The sequence below is a fragment of the Pseudohongiella nitratireducens genome (assembly GCF_001642735.1).
Classification (GTDB): domain Bacteria; phylum Pseudomonadota; class Gammaproteobacteria; order Pseudomonadales; family Pseudohongiellaceae; genus Pseudohongiella; species Pseudohongiella nitratireducens.
The window spans coordinates 1-20,752 of record NZ_LWHM01000033.1 but is presented as its reverse complement, the minus strand read 5'-3'; the positions used below and the strand labels follow the sequence as shown (position 1 = coordinate 20,752).

Genomic DNA, 20,752 nt, shown 5'->3' with positions numbered 1-20,752 from the left:
TGCCAATTATCCCGATGCTTGACGTGGGTTTGACCCCTGTGTTTCAGTGGCTGTTGTTGTCACCGGTGATAATGTGGCTGGCGCGCCGACACATGCTTGGTTACACCGCCCTCTTACCGTGCAAACCAAGCTAATCGCGCGGGATTATTGACCGCAAGACAGGGGGAGAACGAACGCAGCTATGATATGAGATGACCGAGTTCGTCTTTTTAGCGCTCCTTTCATGGTCTGATAGAGGCGGTGATCAGTGTTCGCAGCTCTCCTGCTCTGCGTTTTCCATCTTCTGCTCCGTCATGCCCTGCATTAACTCAATATGATCCCGTCTTTCCTCATTCTCCATACCTATGCGCTCGCCTTTACGCTGTCATCATGCATGCGATGGTCTTGGCTTTGCCCCTGATTCCCCCGTTTGCCGCTGTCCGCCTGGCAAGGTCTCGGCCAGCATCGGCGTCAGGGGCATTATTGAATTAGCCAACAGTGCTTGCAGTAAAATTTCTATTTTGCGGTCTCCATATAAGTAAGTGTTACTGAACTCACTCTCGTGCATACCGCTGGAATTGTGACTATGCAATAAACTGAAACTCTGAATGCTGAGGGAGTTGAGCCACCGACTTTTGTGCGCAACAATGGGGTGATTACGACAAAAGCTGTACAATACCTCTCTGCATCAGTTTCCAGGAGAAGCAGGCTTTGTACTCTATCGATAATTCTTCAGACCGAGCAGAAGCGGAAAGGTTGAACCAGCACTGCATTTGCGTCACACTTGACCAGTCAGCAATCGTTCACAATATTGCCGATCAACTGGGTGACAACGCCGACGAAATCCTCTCCAGCGCTGCTTGGCAGCAATTTTTCTCGAGCACCGCAGTGTTTATCCGTGAGCAGATACTGGAACAAATGAAAGGCATTGTCCATGCTCTGGAAGCTGTGGCCACACTCCCCGACTATCGTCGTCGTGTATTATCGTGGGCACCACAGAGCGCGCAGGTCGACTCGGGACCATCAGGCGCATTTATGGGCTACGATTTCCACTTGGGAGCGGATGGTCCTCGCCTTATTGAAGTAAATACCAATGCCGGTGGCGCATTCCTCAACGCCGTAATGGGACATGCCCAGATTCAATGTTGTGGTGCATCAACACGCATATCAGGCGCGGAGAGCTTTGACTCTGCCGTGGTTGCGCAATTCGACAGTGAATGGCGCGCACAGCGCGGCAGCGGCCGACCCAAAACAATAGCCATAGTGGACGAGCAACCAGCCGAACAGTACCTGTATCCCGAATTCAGACTGGCACAACAGTTGTTGCGGAACAATGGGTTCGATGCATTAATACTGTCTCCCTCAGATCTCCGGTATAAGGATGGCGCACTGTATAGCGGCGACAAACAGATCGATATGGTATATAACCGCCTTGTGGATTTCGGACTGCAAGCTCCTGAGCAGGCGGCCCTGCGCTCGGCATGGCTGGACGGCAGCGCTGTCATCACGCCCAATCCTTTTGTTCATGCGCTTCGCGCAGACAAGCGTAACCTGGCACTGTTATCTGATCGTGATACCTTGCTCGACTGGGGGCTAAGCCGCGAACATTCTGAATTCCTACAGCATGGCGTACCGCGCACCGTGCAAGTGAATGCAACCAACGCCGATGAGCTTTGGCAGCAGCGAAAGCAATTGTTTTTTAAACCGGTGGCAGGTCATGGCAGCAAAGGTGTCTACCGCGGCAGCAAGCTGACCAAAGGTACATTTGCCCGTATTCTTGACAGCGATTATATCGCTCAGGCTTATGTACCTCCTTCGGAACGAGTGGTTTTGGTTGATGGAGAACAGCAGATGCTCAAGGTTGATGTGCGTCTTTACACCTACAAGGGCGCCGTTCTATTGGCTGCAGCGCGGCTCTATCAGGGGCAAACAACCAATTTCCGCACACCGGGGGGTGGTTTCGCCCCGCTGCTGCTGTTAAATTCAGCTGAATAGGCCTTGGCTCTGCTAAGTTCCGAAAACCGTGATTAATTGGGAGTCGTGTTGCCAGAATCAGTAATCACGCTTACAAATCATCCATCCGTCCGAGTTGCCGAACCAGCAGCTTTGTTTCATTCTCCTCCATGTCGAGCAGCAGTTGCATCAGCTCTGCAGCTTCTGGGATCTCTGCCTTGCGCAGCAGAGTGCGGTACAACTCAATGACTTGCTCATGAAAATCGATGACTTCAGCGCTGATCGCATCAGCATCCATTTTCGCGTAGTGATCATCACAATCGAGATGTGTCTTAATCGGATTATGAGGAATGTAATCGTAGACATACGTCTTTGCCGCCTTGGGATCAGCCTGATGTTCAAAGCCAGCCACCATTTTTTCCATGGCAGTTTCACAGGACGCAAGATACTCCAGCAGCATGGCCGTGCGCTCTTCATGGTGCAATTTCGCACAGTGTGACAGGCATTGCGCCAGTTGCGCATGCAATGAGCGGGACCATTCGATCAGATCGAAAAACGTTTTGATTTCCATGCCAGATGTTTCCTTGATAAATATTACGTTACGTTCGCTGATCATTATTAATTCAGCGATTAGATACCAGTTTATTCACTCATCATGTCGCCGGGCTTTCTCCGCCGGCCATTGAGCAAAAGCAAGAAAGTACAACAGAACCAGATTCACCAAGGGTATCAGTATCAAAAATCCTAAAAAACCTGGATACCCTGTACGTTGACATATACGCCACGCCGGGATCACAGCCACAATTGCGATTACCAGCATCCACAGCCAGTGTTCTGCCCACATTGTATTTCCCGCCATTTCATTCCCCATCATGGTGCTATCCTCCATTTCATTTTTCGTTTTTAGTGATGACCTTCATGAGATTCGTCACCCCCGGCATCTCGTGCCTCCGAAGTTCTCTTGAGAAAGATTTGCTCGGCAACTGCAATCACGATCATTGCAACAACTGCAACCCCGATTACGAAGGGGTCCGTGTTCAGCTTAACCCAGACGAAACCACCAAGCGCGAGCAAATCAAGCAGAATCGCCACAACAGGCACCCAAGCATTGGCATTTATATCCTCGCGTAAATAACGCAGCACTCCCCAATGGATGGCAATGTCCATGATCAGGTAAAACACAATACCCAGCGCAGCTATTCGGGACAGATCGAAAAATGCAGTTAAAACCAGCCCCAAAACTACGGTGTAGACCAGTGTGTGTTTCTGTATACTGCCGGGCATACCAAAGTGGCGATGCGGAACAAGCTTCATTTCTGTCAACATCGCTAACATGCGCGACACCGCGAATATACTGGCCAGAATTCCCCCGGCAGTGGCCATCATAGCGATGGCTACCGTGAACCATACGCCATACTCACCCAGCGCTGGCCGCGCGGCGGCGGCAAGCGAATAGTCTCGTGTCTCAATGATCTCGGCAAGCGAGAGGTTGCTCGCAACCGCAAAGCCTACCAGGGTGTAGATCACCACACAGGCTGCAATGGAAATCACTATGGCGCGTCCGACGTTCCGTGTTGGGTCCTTAACCTCCGAGCCACTATTGGTAATCGTGGTGAAGCCTTTGAAAGCCAAAATACCCAGAGCGGTAGCGCCCAGAAAGTTGCCGACTGTGCCTGTTTCTCTTGAGTTCGAGAAATCAACAGCGAGGCTGTCTGCTATCCATACCCCCACTAATCCGAAAATCAGTATACCGCCTATCTTCAGGATCCCGATAAAAGAGGCGACACCCTGAACCCATCGATTCCCGGACAAGTTGACCAAAAAGGCTGCAACTATTAGAGACACGCCCAACACAGGAATCATCAGACCAGTATCATCACCGCCAAAGAGTTGTATGGTATACGCGCCAAATGTACGTGCCAGGAAACTTTGCGCAATTACCATTGAAAAGTACATTAACAAAGCATTGAACGCGGTAGGTAGTCGGTTCCCGTATGCCTTGTGCAGGTACATACCAATGCCACCGGCAGACGGATAGGCATTGGATATCTTGATGTAAGAATACGAACTGAAGCTCACGATTACCGCGGCAGCCAGAAATGCCAACGGAAACAATACGCCCGTCATTTGTGCCATCTGCCCTGTCAACGCGAAGATACCTGCACCTATCATGACACCAGTGCCCAGCATCACGGTGCCGCCCAACGTTAAACTGTCTTTGGCGTAGCTTGATTTGCGATCATTTTTGTCGTCGGATTCCATGGTCAACGCTCTCCTGTATTAGCGGATTAGCCTGTCGGGCCGGATTCGAGATTTAATTTATGCCTCCTCCCCTTGCGCACGGTGGACGGTGGACGGCATTAAGGTCCAACATTCGTAGTCAAATGGACCGTCATGGCCAGTATCCCCAGCGCCATTACCATTTCCAACCCAATAGAGCGAGCCAGACTTTGTCTGCCAGTGTCTACGTACAGACGAGAGACAAGAAAAAATTTATTTAAAGCGCCCAGCGTCAACAGAGCAACCACAGCAAGTAGTTTAATAAGCATGGCTTGACCATACGGGGTACTGAACAATTGGTCGATTGAGGACAGTAGCTGAGTCAGCAAATACACGCCCGCAGTGAGCAACAAAGCCACTAAATAGATGGCAAACCGACCAAATTTTTCCATAACAGTCTTTAACTTTGCACTCGAAACATCTGCGTTGCACAAAAGCCACAAGGGATACAAAGACCCTATCCACAGAAGAGCGGCTGCAACATGAATCACAATGCTCAGACGGGGAAGAATGCCAAGTTCGGCGATATGCCCCATCATAGTAAACGAAAAAAACAGTGATGCCAGAGCGCTAAGGCCAAACACAACGTAAAGGTAGTAGAGCCGAGATCGTTCACGATATTGCCACATTAGCATCGCGGCAATCGCGATCGTAAAACCGGCGAACCTTGTCCCTGTGGCATAGCCGAGTGGTGACTGACCGATGATCAAAGCCATTTGAGGATCAAACATGCCACGCAACCCGTTTTGATTGATTGCGCCGAGCTGCGTTAGAAATGTCACCATTGTCGCCACAGCTCCAAGCATTGCCCCAAGGATGATATAGCGACGCATTCGCCCGCTGATGTCGTCTCCGAAATCCCGGCTCAGATAAAGACTGAATGTACCACCAGAAACAGTGCTTGCGCCAACCAGGACAAGCAATTTACTGACCAAGGACCAGATATCCCAGGGGCTCATATCAGTGAGCGTGCCCGTGTTCGGAGTGCCCCATATCGGATGTGTCCTCGCTCTGCATATTTTGCATATGATTGCCGTGCGCAGACATCGCGTCCGACGTCAGGGTGAAATCAGAGCTGCCGTCCATCGTGTGGCCGTCAGCCCCCATAATTGTCCATTCCACCTCGTATTGTCCTTGTTGAAGGTTTGTCAGTGGCACAACAAATTGACGCTTCGTGTCGGCGGTGGGATTAAATCCAATATCTATTGAGTGTTGTCCTGCATGCAAAAGGGCCAGACGCAAAAGTCGAACATCTGCATTAAAGTTTAGTTCCAATGCAGATAGCGGCATATTGATCACGGCACCCTCCGCTGGAACGATTTCGGAGAGCTCTGTATGGGCCCGCAACGCACCCGTTTGCAACAAAATCAAGCTCGACAGTAAAATTGTCAACCGGTTTACTTTTCTCATATTCATTTCCCGATAATGTATTGATTGTTAAAACCAGAACCGAACACCCGCCACCAGGCGAGTGTCACGCACCGGCGCCCCCTCTGCTCTTTGGTAGTCAGCAGTTTTACCATAACTCCCTGTCCACTCGAATCCGAAATAGGGCGCGAATTGACGTGAAAACTCATAACGTAGCCGCATTCCTAAAGCAGAAGTTGAAAGACCGCTTCCCACCCCATTCGATAAATCGTCGTTACCATAAAACGTCAATTCGGCTCGTGACTGCAAAATTAACCGCTGCGTAAACAATAGTTCGTATTCAGCCTCGAAGGTCAGCGCTGAGCGCCCACCTTCCGCAATATATGCCGTTGCATCAAGTTCGAACCAGTATGGTGCGAGTCCTTGGATACCAAATGCCAGCCATTGGCGATCCTCACCCTCATCATTGTTATCGAAACGCACACCCAGTTGTGTGTCGAAATAGGCATTCAGGGCACGCGCCCAAAGCAGGTCTGTCTCACTTTCCTTTAATGTGCCCTCCTCGACTTCGCCTTCTAGTTTGACAACAGCTTTGTTGTAGGTGGACCCATACCAGCCTTGAAGATCAAACACAGCGGTCTTGTTGTCTGGATCATATTCCAACCGCTCGCCCAACACTGACCAGAACTGATGCTCATCGGCCAGTTTCAGTTGCCGTGGACCTGGTCGGGCGTAGGGCCCCTCAGTTAGCGAATAACCATCGGAGTACGCATGGGGGTCTCGCGCGTCCGCAGGTGCTTCCGCTCCTTGCATCTGCATCTGACCGTGGTTCATAACGCCATTATTAGTCGCAGGACTTTCCGAAGAAGCCGTTGCCACCTCTGAGTCCGCATGCCCTGCATGGGCGTCTACCATCGGGTTCAGGTTATGCCCGGCATGTGGGTCATTCGGCTGCGCCCAAAGCGCAACTGGCATGATCAACGAACCAAAAACCATCAAGACTCTACTAGAGCTGCAAATGTTAATTTTATACATCACGATACAACCACCTCCCGGAACATGCCTGCGTCCATGTGAAACAATAAATGGCAGTGCCAGGCCCAACGCCCAAGGTCATGAGGGGTGGTGAGAAAGCTTATTCGTTGTGCCGGCTGCACCGGAATCGTATGACGCCGCACAAGGAAGTCACCCTGGTCGTTCTCCAGGTCGCTCCACATCCCATGCAGGTGCATGGGATGGGTCATCATGGTGTCGTTTTGCAGAATCACCCGAATCCTCTCTCCATGTTTCATTGATATCGGGGTACTCTGGCCGAACTCTAGTCCATCAAAAGACCAACTATACCGTTCCATGTTGCCCGTCAAATGCAACTCGATCTCCCGAGTCGGCAGTCTCTGATCAACTGGTCCGCCGATAGTCTTCAAATCGGCAAGGGTTAACACACGTCGACCATTTTGTCGAAGACCAACGCCCGGGTCGTCTAAATTGGTACGGGGCGTATGGACAAGCATATCTACAGATGGCCCGTATTCGGAACGCGCGTGGTTGACGCTGGACGAGGGTATGGCTAAAGGATTGGAATGCATGACATGCTGACTGTGGTCCATCGCCATTTCACCGTGGTCCATGTCCATACCCATGTCATTGTGATTCATGCCGGCGTGATCCATCGAACCCATCATATCGCGCATTGCCAGCCATTCTACGGCATCAAGCGCCGGTGTCGGTGCCGTAAGTCCATGCCGAACTGCGAGTGTGCCTCTGGCGTAGCCGGTACGCTCCATGCTTTGCGAAAAGATCGTATAGGCGTCATTTTCGGGCTCTACCACCACATCATAGGTTTCCCCGGGCCCAAACCGAAACTCATCAACAGAAACTGGTTCGACATTTTGACCGTCGGCCTGGACTACGGTCATTTTCAAGCCAGGAATTCGAATATCATAAAAGCTATTGCCAGCAGCATTGATAAATCGCAATCGAACTCGTTCGCCGGGTGAGAACAGGCCCGTCCAGTTGCCTGCTGGTGTTTGACCATTCATCAGGTAGGTTAAGGTTGAGGCAGATAGATCGCCCAGATCAGTAGGATTCATGCGCATCTGATTCCACATGCGACGCTTGTTGAGAGCACCCGCCAAGCCTAGCGTCGATACGTCGCGCATAAAACCAGGCACAGTAGGCTGATTGAAGTTGTAGACATCGCTTTGGACTTTCAGTTTGCTAAACACCCGCATTGGGTCTTCGTCAGTCCAATCGGACAACTGCACCACATAGTCTCGGTCTGCTCGTATAGTTTCGCCGTCACGAGGCTCTACAATCAAAGCACCGTACATTCCCGTAATTTCCTGAAAACCGCTATGAGAGTGATACCAATATGTACCGCTTTGCTGAAGCGTGAACCGGTACTCAAAGGTTTCTCCAGGCGCTATGCCGTCAAAACTTATGCCCGGCACTCCATCCATCTGGTATGGTAAGATGATGCCGTGCCAATGAATGGAAGTCGCTACTGCAAGGTGATTGGTCACACGAATGGTGACTTCCTCACCTTCGCGCAGACGCAATGTCGGCGCCGGTATAGAGCCGTTGATAGTCGTTGCCATACGGACTTCACCGGTAAAGTTCACCGGCGACTCAGCTATCACAAGCTCAATTTGATTGCCGCTGAGCACGGGCGCCGTACCCGTGTGAGTCAACGTCGCGCCTGCCCGGCTGGCAGCCTGCAACACTGCGGGAAAGGCCGCCAGCACGCCACCAGCAGCCAAGCCCTGTACGAACCTTCGCCGGTTTACATTGATTGGGGATGGCAATGGTTGTTCAGACTTTTTCATAGGAGCAGCTCCTTTCGCCGATGCCTTTATCGTCAATACGTTTATAGTGCCGATACAATCCAGTTGAGAGTTGACAAGGGTAGCGAAATCGACCTGTCCAGAGGATGACGTCTACATTACATTGTTGTAATCGTCGTGTAATCTGACTGTCGGATGCAGTAATCTATAGTGGCAAGGCACCAATCAGGAGAGGCACGCTATGCGATTGCTCGTAGTGGAAGACGAAACAAAGACTGGCAACTACATTCGCCAGGGCCTGTCTGAGGCTGGCTTTGTCGTTGAGCTAGTTCGCAACGGCCTGGACGGATACCACTTGGCCATGACAGAGTCTTTTGACCTGATTATCCTCGATGTAATGCTCCCGGATGTAGACGGGTGGCGCATCATGCAATCTTACCGAGATGCCGGGCATCAGACCCCTGTGTTGTTCCTTACTGCTCGGGACTCTGTCGATGATCGCGTCAAAGGCCTGGAATTGGGCGCCGACGACTACCTTGTCAAACCCTTTGCATTTGCCGAGTTACTGGCCAGGATACGAACTTTACTCCGCCGACGATCCATGGCTTCACCAGCAGAGCAGATTCAGGTAGCAGACCTGACACTTGATCTGCTCAAACATCGCGTATCACGCGCAGGCAAGAGAATACTCCTGACCCAGAAGGAATTTTCGCTATTGGAACTCCTGGCGCGTCGCCCAGGTGAAGTGCTACCGCGCTCACTCATAGCCTCCCAAGTGTGGGACATGAACTTTGATTCAGACACTAATGTTATCGATGTAGCGATTCGCCGCCTGCGCGCCAAGATCGACGACAATTTTCAGCCTAAATTGATTCATACCGTTCGTGGGATGGGATACAAAATGGACCTGGAATCCAACGATGAAACCCATTAGTCGATACCCACTCCCCCTTGCTGCGCGAGTCATGCTGTTCGTTGGCCTGACCATTGGTCTGAGTTTTATGCTGATTGGCACTCTGGTGCTGAATGCTGTGGAGCATCATTTCTCCGAGCAAGATGCTAGTGAACTTGTAGTAATGTCCAGCGCCGTGACGAATGCACTGGAAAATGCAGGAAATCAGCCCGATCGCCTGCGCGCGGCCCTATTCAATGCCATCTCCGGTCATCATGGTGTGTATTTTCAAGTAAGAAATAACAACGAAGAGATCCTGTACCAAACTGTCGGAGCAGGGTCGGGTTTGGCGCAAGCGGGACGTATCCTGACACCAACCGATGTGATACAACCTGGCAATTTACAAACCTGGCGCGAAGGCACCAAGACGTACAGAGGGGTGCTCAGCCAGCTAGAAGTCTCTGGACAGAACTACACCATCATTAGCGCCATTGACATGAGCTTTCACCTACAGTTTCTGCGAGACTTTCGGCAAAGCTTATTGATCATCATGAGTCTGGCTGGCGTTATAACTTTATTGGCTGCAGGCTATGGTGTACATCAGGCCCATGCCCCACTACGTGGTCTGTCTGCAAAAATGGGCGACATTCAAGCAGACAAACTACACGTGCGACTCGATCCAACCGCAATACCGTCGGAGCTGAAAGATCTGGTAACATCTTTTAACCATATGATCGGTCGTTTGGAGGACAGTTTTACTCGTCTATCACATTTTTCCGCTGACATTGCTCACGAGCTAAGAACCCCCCTTACCAATCTTATTACTCAGACCCAGGTTGGACTAGGCAAGGCCAGAACACTCGAGAAATATCGCGAGCTACTATACTCCAATCTAGAAGAGCAGGAGCGGCTAGCCAAAATGGTCAATGATATGCTTTGGCTTGCGAAAAGTGATCATGGCCTGCTCAAACCCGAGCAAGTACCCCTCAACCTGACCAATGAAGTTAATGAACTTTTTGATTTTTTCGAAGCACTGGCAGAAGAGAGAAATATCCGCCTGACGCTGGAGGGTTGCGCACCTATGACTATGGGTGACCGCGCCATGCTGAGACGAGCTATTTCCAACTTGTTGTCCAATGCCATCCGGTACACTCCACCGGGGAAAGAGGTGAAAGTTTTGCTCGACAACGCTCCTCACCACGAAGTGTCGCTTAGTGTACAGAATCCTGGCCCCCTGATTCCCACCGAATACTTGTCCCATTTGTTTGACCGCTTTTATCGAGTTGAACCCTCTCGTGAAAGACAGGGTGAAGGCGCAGGTCTGGGGCTGGCTATTGTCAGATCCATCGTTGAAGCACATGGTGGGCATGTGGAGGCTACGTCTGTCCGGGATAAGACGTCTTTCACACTCTTTTTACCAGTAAAATCCTAAAATTATCCCTGTAGTTAGGTTGATTCGGATTAGTCGCCTCCTATCTGGACCGCTGTTGTCCAGTCCACTTTCCTGTTAGGATTCAAGCTCGAATAGGAGTTGATACCGGAAGAGATCGAACAACACTCTTACGCGTCGACCGCGGCTGTAAACCGCAGCTGCCGATGGAGCAGAAGCAGGGATGAGCGCTGACGGCAATCGGCGGAATTTTCTGCCTTAGACAGCGGTTTTGTTGACTTCGCTCTGGACGGATCACTGGGGAGCGGAGCAGTTTGCGCGCCCACTCAAGAAGCTGCGCCGACAATGGGGTATCTCCGGCGCCACTGGTGGGGCTCTGGTTGGCCTGGCCGCCGCAGGCCCTGAGATTGGAGGCATCAACGCTAGCAGTGCTTGGCGAGGCTCAGCCGATGTCGGGTTTGGCGTTAGACTCGACAGCAACATCCTAGCCATTCCGCTGATGGCGGCGATGGCCTATTTGGCCTCGCGCACTAAGAGACTCCTCGGCGCGGTCTGCAGCAGATGCTCGATGCATTCATGTGTCATCGGCGTCATGAATGGTTGTTTGCGGTGCCGGTGCGCGTCGTCATCGAGGCCCTGCACACAACTTTGTCCGAGCAATGTCATATGAATCGCCATAGGCATCGCACCGTGGCGCACGAAGCGGCTCGAATCATAGAACAGTCTTGCTGCCTCCGGGCCTGTCACCCAGACCACCTGACGAAACCCAAGCCGCGTTTCTAATAAATCGGCCTCAAGGTACCTGCAATGCTTGGAGACAAATCTCTAGGGGTCCCTGACCAACGCCAACGTGCTGTCGAATCTCGGACCCCCGGAATTTCTAGCATCTGCTCTATTCCTCGACAGATAAGAAGCATTAATCAGCCGACTTCCCGAGGTTTGCTCCGGTTGACCGCGACCTCTTTTCTGAGAACGTTGTACTAATCCGAAAGCGGACAAGTGGGCGCGCTGCTTCAGTGAGGGCGATCGCTTACTGACCGAGTCCCGCTGATACGAATACTAACAGCACAAACCCGCCCGTGAAACTCAGAACGGAACAGTGCCAGTCGTCACTCTCATGCACGTCTGTGATCATATCATGTACCCCGGTAGCGGTCAGCAGCCCGGCAGTAAAAGGCAAAGTGGCCATTTGGAGAAGGCCACTCTGACTCCTGATCAGATAATACGAAATCAGCGGCGCTCCAACGACCGGCCCCTAATAGCAGCGGCTAACAGCATCCTCTTGGGCCTAGCCAGGCGTTTGTTATTCATCTTGGCGACGATGGAATAACCCTCCGGGAAGTCAGCAAGCGCTTGTCCCAGCACCACCGACCTGTACTATTCTGTTGCGGACGGCTTTCGATGGGGCGGAAAATCCGCCCACTAACCCTCCGCTGAAATTGCCTAATGCGGGTAACAGCGCCAGGTTTATGACTGACTGTCCAGATCCGGTCCATTTGACTCACTTGAAAGTTCGGTTAGCGGCTAGTGCGTTTTTACGTCCATGAACAATCCAATATAACGCCGGCAACACCAGCAAGGTCAACAATGTAGAGGAAATTATCCCTCCAATGACAACCGTTGCCAATGGCCGCTGTACTTCAGCGCCGATGCCAGTGTTCAGTGCCATCGGCACAAAGCCGAGGCTGGCAACGAGTGCCGTCATCAGTACCGGGCGTAGACGTATCAACGCTCCTTCGATGATGGATGCGATCAAGTCGCCCTTTTTCTCAACCAGATCGCGGATGAACGTCAGCATCACCAGACCGTTCAGCACCGCAATGCCGGACAGGGCAATGAATCCAACCCCTGCTGAAATAGACAGCGGCATGTCCCGCAGCCACAACGCCAGCACACCGCCAGTCAAGGCCAGGGGAACACCGGTGAAGATGATCAATGCATCCCTGAAAGATCCCAATGCCATCAACAGCAGACCCAGGACCATGAGCAGTGTCAGCGGGACGATTATTAACAATCTCTGGCTCGCGGACTCCAACTGCTCGAAGGATCCTCCATACTCCAACCAGTATCCCGCCGGCAGGTCGACCTGTTCCAGTACCTGCTGTTCGACTTCCGCCACGAATGAGCCTAAATCGCGGTCCCGTACATTCGCACTGACGACTACGCGGCGCTTGCCGCTCTCGCGGCTGATCTGGTTGGGTGCCGGTGCGATCTCCAGTATGGCAAGCTCAGCCAAGGGAACATAGCCACCGCCTGGCAGTGGCACCGGCAGCTCGCCCATGCTGTTGATGTCATTGCGCAATGCCTCAGGCAGGCGCACTACCAGCTCGAACCGGCGGTCCCCTTCGAAGATCACGCCAGCCGACTCACCTCCCATCGCCATCGAGACGTAATCCTGCACATCGGCTACATTCAGGTCATAGCGGGCGATTGCCATGCGTTTGGGGTGGATCGACAGCATGGGCAGTCCTGTTACCTGCTCGACCCGGGCGTCTGCCGCGCCTTCGATTGTCGTTACGACTTCCAGAACGCTTTGCGCGGACGTCAAGAGCAGGTCCAAATCATCGCCGAAGACTTTGATAGCGAGGTCCGCACGTACGCCGGAAATCAATTCGTTAAAGCGCATCTCTATGGGCTGGGTGAACTCGTAATTATTGCCCGGCAGTTGTTCGAGTGCTTCCTGGATTTCAACGAGTAGTTCCTCTTTGGTTTGATCCGGGTCAGGCCACTCCTCCGTGGGCTTTAGTATCACGAAGGTATCCGCGATGCTCGGAGGCATCGGGTCGGTTGCGACTTCTGGCGTACCGATTCGGGCGAAAACCTTATCGACTTGGGGAAATTCCGCTATTCGGGTCTCAAGCATTTCCTGCATGGCAACGGATTGATCGAGTCCGGTGCCGGTTGTGCGCAATGCCTGCACGGCGAAATCCCCCTCGTTCAGCTGAGGTACGAACTCTGAACCGAGCGTCGTGGCAAGCCACGCTGACATGGCAACCAGAATCGTTGCACAGACGACAACCAGCCAACGCAACTTCAAGGCTCCGACGAGCAGGGGCTTGTAGAGTACCTTTGCCCCCGTGACAACCGGGCTCTCCTTCTCGCGAATTCTACCTCCCATGAGGACCGCGATCGCAGCAGGCACGACCGTGACAGAAAGAACCAGCGCGGACAGCAATGCCATCACGACCGTCGCTGCCATCGGCTGAAACATCTTTCCCTCCACTCCTGTCAGCGTGAACAGCGGAATGTATACGATGGTAATAATGAATACACCGAACAGGCTGGGGCGGATGACTTCGTTCGTGGCTGAAAAAACGATGTCCAGTCGTTCGCGCAACGGCAGTCTTGCTCCTGAGGCTGGCTGAGCCAATGAAAGGCGCCTGATGCAATTCTCTACAATAATCACGGCACCATCCACAATCAGACCAAAGTCCAGCGCGCCAAGGCTCATGAGATTTGCGGAAACGCCGGTACGCACCATCCCGGTCAGCGTGGCCAGCATGGCCAAGGGTATCACAGCCGCCGTGATCAGTGCGGCCCGCATATTGCCAAGCAACAGGAACAGCACCACAATAACCAGCAGCGCACCTTCAAGCAGATTTTTCTCGACGGTGGCAATAGCCTTATCCACCAAGGTGGTCCGGTTGTAAACCGCCTCGGCGACTATTCCATCGGGCAGAGACTGCTGAACAATTTCCAGGCGTTCTGCAACGGCGCGTGCAACAGTCCGGGGGTTTTCCCCCATCAGCATCATTGCCGTCCCCAGCACGGTTTCCTGACCGTTCAGGGTTGCTGCTCCCGTGCGTAGCTGGCGGCCAATTGAAACTTCGGCAATGTCACGGATCTGAACCGGCGCTCCTGCGCGGTTGGCAATGACCACCTGCTCGATATCCGAAATTGTTTTCAGCTGCCCTGGCGAGCGAATCAAAAACTGCTGACCATTGCGCTCAACGTATCCGGCTCCACGATTGTCATTGTTCGTGCGAAGCGCCGCAGCAACATCTTCCATGCCCAGACCAAAGGCCAGCAGTTTTTCTGGCCATGGGGTCACGTGGTACTGTTTGTTGTAGCCCCCAATGCTGTTGACCTCCGTAACTCCTTTAACGAGCGCCAACTGGGGCTTGATGATCCAGTCCTGAATTTCGCGCAGCGCTGTCGGGTCGTAGGGTTCGCCGTTGGCCTGAACTGCGCCGGGCAATGCTGATACTGTGTACATAAAGATCTCACCCAGTCCTGTGGCGATAGGCCCCATTTCTGGCTCAAGCCCTGGTGGCAAGGTGCTCTTGATCGTGCCCAGCCGTGCATTGACCAAATTGCGGGCGAAGTACAGGTCTGTGCCTTCCTCGAAGACAACCGTGACTTGGGAAAGGCCATAACGCGATATAGAGCGCGTGTACTCCAGGCTAGGCAAGCCCGCCAGGGCGGTTTCCACGGGATAGGTGATCCGTTGCTCCGACTCCAGCGGCGAGTAGCCCGGAGCATTGGTATTGATCTGAACTTGGACATTGGTAATGTCGGGAACGGCATCAATCGGAAGTTGCTGGAAGCTCCAGATTCCCGCTCCGCTCAGAACTAGGACAAGAGACAACATAAGCCACCGCCGCTCAATTGAGAGGCGCAATATTGAAGAAATCATTTTTGTCTCCTGATCAGTCGTTGTCTTCGACGCTGGATTTTTCCAGGTCGGCCTTGATGAGATAGCTGTTCTCTACGACATACTGATCGCCGGGCTCGAGGCCACCCAGAATTTCCGTCAGCGCATCGTCCTGCCGCCCAAGTTGCACCGGTCGGGGTTCATAGATGTCACCCTCCTTAACGAAGACCACCGGCACATTCTCGAACGTCTGAATGGCGCGATTGTCGACGGCAATCGCGACGTCTGCTTGACCGATAACTACGTCCGCCTGCACTAGCAGGCCTGGACTCCATAGCCCGTCACGGTTATCCAACGGCACCCGGGCGACGACCGCCGGCGATTCGCTAGTGCCCGGTAAAATGTGAGCTATGCTGCTGCGAATCGCTTGCGCGTTCGTTCGCAGAATGACTTCCTGTCCCACTTTGATACGTGTCGCATCGAGCGGAAAGACTGCCAGTTCTGCCCATAGGTGATCATAATTGGCGAGGGTCAGCAACGGTTCGTCGCTCGTTGTCTCCCCCGGATTCGCATTGCGGGAAATCACGATTCCATCTATCGGCGCCCGTATAACGTAATCATTCAGACTCTCGCTGGACTCGATTCCCGCGATGGCATCGCCAGCCGCGACCAAGTCACCGATGCCGGGCTCCATGCTGACGACTAGCCCAGGAAAGCGGGCGCGGATGTGGCTGATACCCCGAGGGTCGACGACAGTCTTTCCATACACTGAGACGGCGTTCCGTATGACCCCTGCACCGGCGGCTGCCGTCGTAATGCCAGCCTGTTGAGCCATGGCGTAATCAATAATCACGCTCTCGGCATGCCCTTGCTCCTCTTCTTCATGCTCCTCTTCTGCTTCAGCAGCCAGCAATTCAGATGAGAGCAAAGCGAGTGACATAAACGTTAAAAGCGCAGCGAGTAGCTGCTTCCATCGGCAATGCAGTTTCATAATTTAATCCTGTTAGTTGGTCTGCTCAGTAAGAGGAGAAAGTAAAGGCTCACCCGTTAGTTGCTCGACGTCCGCGCCATAGCGCAAAGCGGCGGCCGCTGCATCGATGAGGGTCTCGCGCGCGCTAATGAGTTCCTGCCTGGCAGTCACCCACTCCAGGTAGCTATATCGCCCGCTCTCATAGGCGGCTCGTATCCCAGACAGCGCCTCTGTCAGCAAGGGGATCGTGCGGTTTTGTAGTGTATCAATGGTGATGAGTGCCTGCTGCCGGTTCTGGAAGGCATTGAAGAGCTGAGTATGCATCCTGACCAATTCAGCTTCGCGTCGTACCTCTACCTCATCGCGCGCTGCCATCGCCGAACGCGTGGCGCCCTGGTTGCGCTCTGCACTAAACAGCGGAATGCTGAAGCCTGCAACCAGGCCTACGTCGCCAGTCTCCTGAAGTCGCCTGGCACCCACAGACCAGCGCAGATCAGCCACTGACTGCGTGCTGACGAGACGTAGCTCCGCCTCGCGAAGGCGCTGTTCACTGGCAAATACCTGAATGAACGGGTTCTGCTGGACTCGCGCAAAGAGGTCCTCAAAGCCCACCGTTTGCTCGATCTGATAAAGATCTCCCGTCACGAACGCAAAGTTGGGATTTGTTTCACCCCACATGGCTGCCAACGCAACCTGAGCATAGAGACGTTGATTCTGCTCGGCAGACACAAGGAGTTCGGCCTGTGACAGCGCGGCTCGAGCCCGTAGGACCTCCGCATCGGGCGTGGCTCCGGCCGCTGCGCGATCCTGCACAATCTGCAGTGTTTGACGAGCGAGGCTTTCTGCATCCTGCGCCAATGCAAGTCGTTCCTGTGCCGCCAGGGTGTCGATGTATCGACGCGTCACCTCGCCCAACAGATCCAGCGCCTCAACCTGACGTTCTGCGTCCAACTGGCCCCGTCTGGCTCCGATGGAGGCAACTCTCGCCTCACGCTTATCGCCAAGCTCAATCACGGAGGAAAGTGAAACCGTCAGTTCGGCACCATCAATGCCTTTGAAATCGCCAATGCCACCGATGTTCTCGATATCGGCACCAACTTCGAGCGGCGGGTTGAGAGAGGCGGTTTCAAGCTGCCCCTGAAGCGCCTCATCGCGGAAGTCGAAGGCCTGCAACTGAGGATTCTGGGCTAGAGTAAGCTTTACGGCTGATTCAAGCGTGAGTGTGCCATCAGCCGTGGCGGTAAGCGCTCCGGGGCTAAATATTAAAGCAATGCTAATGAGGAGTGGCCGCGACCGGATAGCCAGCCATGCCGCCAACTCGATAGGCGACGCCTTATAAAAGAAATTCATTGTAAAATCCTGCGTAAAGATTTATGCAACACGAGCCGAGCGCACTCAGCCCGCCATTGAAGGCAGCAGGATCAGGCTATGGGAGGTCTAAAAGGAGAGAAAGGGGGATCTGGAGGGAAGAACAATTCGTAACCAACCACGGCCAGCATTGGCGCGGCCAGAATATTGTGTACATAATTGCTGACCACTGCAGCGCAGGCAACACCATGACAGTGACAGTAATGATCACAATCATGCGGATCTGACGGGGATAATCGATCAAACTTTTCTAAACCGGAGTTCTCATAGTCAGAATCATTTTGCTGATCAAGGCCAACTTCAAAACGCGACGCGCCCGACTGATGAACCTGATGATCATCCGCCATAGCAATAACTGACTGAAGGGGGGCAACCAGTGCTATTAAAGAGATTGACAACCAGTGTTTCAACATTAACGCCCGTTTTTCACCCCATTAAGACCTAGAGTCTGTCGACAGACATTCATAGTACCTGATATGTATTCCCATGAATAGGGGTAGCAGGACCAGATGCCGCGCAATCATAGCATAGATCCAATATCTGAGGCTGCCGTGGGATACGCAGGCGTCGTTTTCCTGGTTGTTCCGCGGTCAGTTTCTGCCGATAGCCAGGCCAAAGATACCGATGATCTCGTCCGCAAATGGCCCATCCGGACGCGCACCTAAGATCAGATTTGATTCGTCTTCCACCAGCATCTTGAAGCCATAGACTGTCTCTGCAGTCTGGCACGCCGAAAACTAGTTGGGTGTGAGTTGACTTTTCAATTCGAACTTCAGATCTTGGCCGGGCGCCTGAGCTTCACTCAAGCCAACCAAGGCAATGGGCGGCGGCGTGTGCGCATCCTCTCTAAGGCATTGTTGGCCATGCGCACCACATGGGACCTATCGACCACGATACGGGCCTGGGCCAGCACAGCCTTGACCGCTGCCCAGCAGGGGTTCCACATGTCGATGCTGACGATCTCGACCTTCTGCCGGTCTTTCAGCTTCATCAGGTAGTTGGTCACCACGTCCTAACGGCGGGTGGCCAGCAGGTCGAGCAGGGTTCGCTCCTCGATGTTGGTCAGGATGCAGCGGTAGCGCTTGTTCAGGTACAGCTCGTCGATGCCCAGAATGCGGGGCGTCTCGAAGCGGTGCCAGCGCCCCAGGAACTCGGCGCGGGCGTTGAAGATGTCGCGCACCGTCTTCTCGTCCAGGCCGGTCTGTGCCGCCACAAAGGTGTAGGGGTGGTTGAAGGATTCCTTCTCCACGTACTCATGCAGCCGCAGTGTCATACGGAATCCGTCCACCATCTCCGGTAGCTGGGGCCTGAATGTTGTCTTGCAGGCCCGGCAGGTGTATCGGCGGCGGACCACCCAGAGAGTGACCCGCTTGCCGTGGATGGGCAGATCACGATAGGGAACGTCACGCTTGCCGAACCGTACGAACTCACCCTGCACGCCGCATTCCTCGCAGGCGATGGGATCGGGCACGTCCACCTGGAAGTGCATTTCGTCGCCGGCTGATTTGCAGCCCTGTACTTGGTATTGCGGCAGGTGCAGGATGTTGTCGGGAAGTTCGGTCATGGTCTTATATAAGCATAGGTGTCAGTCAGATCCATCCGGCTCGGCATTGGTGTTTGTTTTTTTACCCAACAAGCTGCCGGAACTAAAAGTAAGACACCGAGGACAATTGCAATATCAGCCAGGTTGAAGACCGGCCAATGCCGTTCTCGCAAATAGAAATCAAAGGAATCCACAACATAATCACGAAAGACTCGGTCAATCAGGTTGCCCATGGCGCCACCGAGGATAGGACTGTAAGCGATAGCTTCTCCTTTATGATGATTTTCAAGGATCACCTTGATCAGAAAAATCGAGACCATCACCGCGATTCCGATAAAAAGTTGCGTTGCCAGCCTCCACCATTCGCAAAAAGACTGAATGCGCCACCGGTGTTACATAGGTGCACCAAGTTAAAGAGCGGGGTCACCGAAATATAAATATACTCGCCATAGGCCCTTGATTGCTGCATCAGCCACTTTTCAGCCTGATCAGACGCTGCCCGCAGGCCCGATATGGACAATAAGGCATACGGCGAGAGCTTTCTGCCAATAATGAGCATTATTTAATCTTTCAACGCCAGAATGCGTCTGGCGCCGTTAAGTACAATGACTCCCGCGATGGTGCCGATAATCAGATCCGGATAATTGGAGCCGGTCCACGCGACCAGGGCGCCGGCGGTGATGACCCCCAGGTTGATCACCACGTCGTTGGCCGAGAATATCCAGCTTGCCTTCATGTGCGCCCCGCCTTCCCGATGTTTGGATATGAGCAGCAGACAACTGGTATTGGCAATCAATGCGACGAATGCGATAGCCATCATCACCAGCGATTCAGGCTCACTACCGAATACAAAGCGTCTCACCACCTCTACGAGCACGCCCACAGCCAAGATCAGTTGCAGTACACCAGCAAGATGCGCGGCACGTACCTGCATTTTCACGCTATGTCCAACCGCATAAAGGGCAAGCCCGTACACCGCCGCATCGGCAAAATTGTCCAGGGATTCTCCAATCAGGCCGGTGGACTGGGCGATCAGACCGGCAGTCATTTCCACCACGAACAGAAGTGCATTGATGCCGAGCAACCAGCGCAGGGTCCCGGATTCTTGCTTAGCAGAAGCTGCCGAAAACTCGGCGGCCTTGATGGTCTCCGGATTTGCAGCGACGGTTTCCTGAAGCGAGGCGCCTAGCCCCAAGGTCTTCAGTTTCGAGGTGACGGGCTCGACCTCGCCGTCATGCACGACCTTCAGCCGGCGGTTCGACAAGTCGAAGGACAGCGCCCGAATCTCCTCAAAGCCGTTCAGGGCTAGGCGAATCATTCGTTCTTCTGATGGACAGTCCATCTTCGGCACGGCATAAACACTGACCCATCTCCCTGGCGCCTCGGAGGAGGCCTGTATATCGGTATCCGCTGCGGACGTTGCATCACCGCCACAGGCGCCACCACAGGATTTGCTCATGATACGACTCCACTTGAACAATGTTGTGGTACCATTTAAAACTATAAAGCTACTATAAGGTCAATAGAGTAAAGAATCCGTTGGGGAGGAGGCTGATGCGCATTGGTCAGTTGGCGCAGTTGGTAGGGGTCGAAACACAGACGATCCGCTTCTATGAACAGCAGGGCTTGTTG

16 protein-coding genes and 2 pseudogenes are annotated in these 20,752 nt (G+C 53.3%); 4 read left to right on the top strand and 14 right to left on the bottom strand.

All coding sequences use genetic code 11. The annotated features are described in order from the left end of the window. The first annotated feature begins 690 nt into the window (after positions 1 to 690). Positions 691 to 1,974: an ATP-grasp domain-containing protein gene (locus PSCS_RS12595; RefSeq protein WP_068812466.1), complete on the top strand. Its 1,284-nt coding sequence runs from the start codon at positions 691 to 693 to the stop codon at positions 1,972 to 1,974. A 70-nt stretch (positions 1,975 to 2,044) separates the two neighbouring features. On the opposite strand, the gene PSCS_RS12590 is transcribed toward PSCS_RS12595, so the two are convergent. The 7 genes from PSCS_RS12590 to PSCS_RS12560 form a co-directional block, all read right to left on the bottom strand. Further along, positions 2,045 to 2,503, bottom strand: coding sequence for an ATPase (locus PSCS_RS12590; RefSeq protein WP_068812731.1), 459 nt, complete (start codon positions 2,501 to 2,503; stop codon positions 2,045 to 2,047). Between the two features lie 75 nt (positions 2,504 to 2,578). Continuing rightward, positions 2,579 to 2,806 carry a hypothetical protein gene (locus PSCS_RS16160; protein WP_068812465.1) on the bottom strand — a complete coding sequence of 76 codons (228 nt, stop codon included), beginning with the start codon at positions 2,804 to 2,806 and terminating at the stop codon, positions 2,579 to 2,581. Between the two features lie 29 nt (positions 2,807 to 2,835). After that, positions 2,836 to 4,122: an APC family permease gene (locus tag PSCS_RS12580; RefSeq protein WP_068812729.1), complete on the bottom strand. Its 1,287-nt coding sequence runs from the start codon at positions 4,120 to 4,122 to the stop codon at positions 2,836 to 2,838. Positions 4,123 to 4,292: 170 nt separating this feature from the next. Beyond that, positions 4,293 to 5,171, bottom strand: coding sequence for a copper resistance D family protein (locus PSCS_RS12575; RefSeq protein ID WP_068812464.1), 879 nt, complete (start codon positions 5,169 to 5,171; stop codon positions 4,293 to 4,295). A 1-nt stretch (position 5,172) separates the two neighbouring features. Then, positions 5,173 to 5,622, bottom strand: a complete 450-nt coding sequence (locus tag PSCS_RS12570; RefSeq protein ID WP_070116100.1) for a copper resistance CopC family protein — start codon at positions 5,620 to 5,622, stop codon at positions 5,173 to 5,175. 27 nt (positions 5,623 to 5,649) lie between these two features. Next, positions 5,650 to 6,555, bottom strand: coding sequence for a copper resistance protein B (locus PSCS_RS12565; protein ID WP_229694564.1), 906 nt, complete (start codon positions 6,553 to 6,555; stop codon positions 5,650 to 5,652). A gap of 59 nt (positions 6,556 to 6,614) precedes the next feature. Next, positions 6,615 to 8,405 (bottom strand): copper resistance system multicopper oxidase, encoded by a 1,791-nt coding sequence (locus PSCS_RS12560; RefSeq protein ID WP_068812462.1) that lies wholly within the window; start codon positions 8,403 to 8,405, stop codon positions 6,615 to 6,617. A gap of 199 nt (positions 8,406 to 8,604) precedes the next feature. Between PSCS_RS12560 and PSCS_RS12555 the strand changes: the two genes are divergently transcribed. Continuing rightward, positions 8,605 to 9,297 (top strand): heavy metal response regulator transcription factor, encoded by a 693-nt coding sequence (locus PSCS_RS12555; RefSeq protein WP_068812461.1) that lies wholly within the window; start codon positions 8,605 to 8,607, stop codon positions 9,295 to 9,297. After that, a complete protein-coding gene (locus PSCS_RS12550) occupies positions 9,284 to 10,687 on the top strand; it encodes a Cu(+)/Ag(+) sensor histidine kinase (RefSeq protein WP_082866602.1) in 1,404 nt (467 codons plus the stop codon). Before PSCS_RS12555 ends, PSCS_RS12550 begins: the two co-directional genes overlap by 14 nt. A 1,459-nt stretch (positions 10,688 to 12,146) precedes the next feature. Here the strand turns inward: PSCS_RS12550 and PSCS_RS12540 are convergent. The 7 genes and pseudogenes from PSCS_RS12540 to PSCS_RS12505 form a co-directional block, all read right to left on the bottom strand. Beyond that, the gene (locus tag PSCS_RS12540) at positions 12,147 to 15,281 is read right to left on the bottom strand and encodes an efflux RND transporter permease subunit (RefSeq protein WP_068812459.1); all 3,135 of its coding nucleotides are present in this window, start codon (positions 15,279 to 15,281) and stop codon (positions 12,147 to 12,149) included. A gap of 13 nt (positions 15,282 to 15,294) precedes the next feature. Continuing rightward, positions 15,295 to 16,230: an efflux RND transporter periplasmic adaptor subunit gene (locus PSCS_RS12535; RefSeq protein WP_068812458.1), complete on the bottom strand. Its 936-nt coding sequence runs from the start codon at positions 16,228 to 16,230 to the stop codon at positions 15,295 to 15,297. 12 nt (positions 16,231 to 16,242) lie between these two features. Further along, a complete protein-coding gene (locus PSCS_RS12530) occupies positions 16,243 to 17,559 on the bottom strand; it encodes a TolC family protein (RefSeq protein ID WP_068812457.1) in 1,317 nt (438 codons plus the stop codon). Positions 17,560 to 17,630: 71 nt separating this feature from the next. After that, positions 17,631 to 17,990, bottom strand: coding sequence for a hypothetical protein (locus PSCS_RS12525; RefSeq protein ID WP_068812456.1), 360 nt, complete (start codon positions 17,988 to 17,990; stop codon positions 17,631 to 17,633). 422 nt (positions 17,991 to 18,412) lie between these two features. Continuing rightward, positions 18,413 to 19,141, bottom strand: a pseudogene (locus PSCS_RS12515) (transposase); the annotation flags it as partial. Between the two features lie 21 nt (positions 19,142 to 19,162). Then, positions 19,163 to 19,679, bottom strand: a pseudogene (lspA, locus tag PSCS_RS12510) (signal peptidase II). A gap of 3 nt (positions 19,680 to 19,682) precedes the next feature. After that, positions 19,683 to 20,579 (bottom strand): cation transporter, encoded by an 897-nt coding sequence (locus PSCS_RS12505; RefSeq protein ID WP_068810633.1) that lies wholly within the window; start codon positions 20,577 to 20,579, stop codon positions 19,683 to 19,685. A 95-nt stretch (positions 20,580 to 20,674) separates the two neighbouring features. Between PSCS_RS12505 and PSCS_RS12500 the strand changes: the two genes are divergently transcribed. Further along, positions 20,675 to 20,752: MerR family DNA-binding transcriptional regulator (locus PSCS_RS12500; RefSeq protein WP_157885690.1), on the top strand; the 78-nt coding region annotated here is incomplete at its 3' end.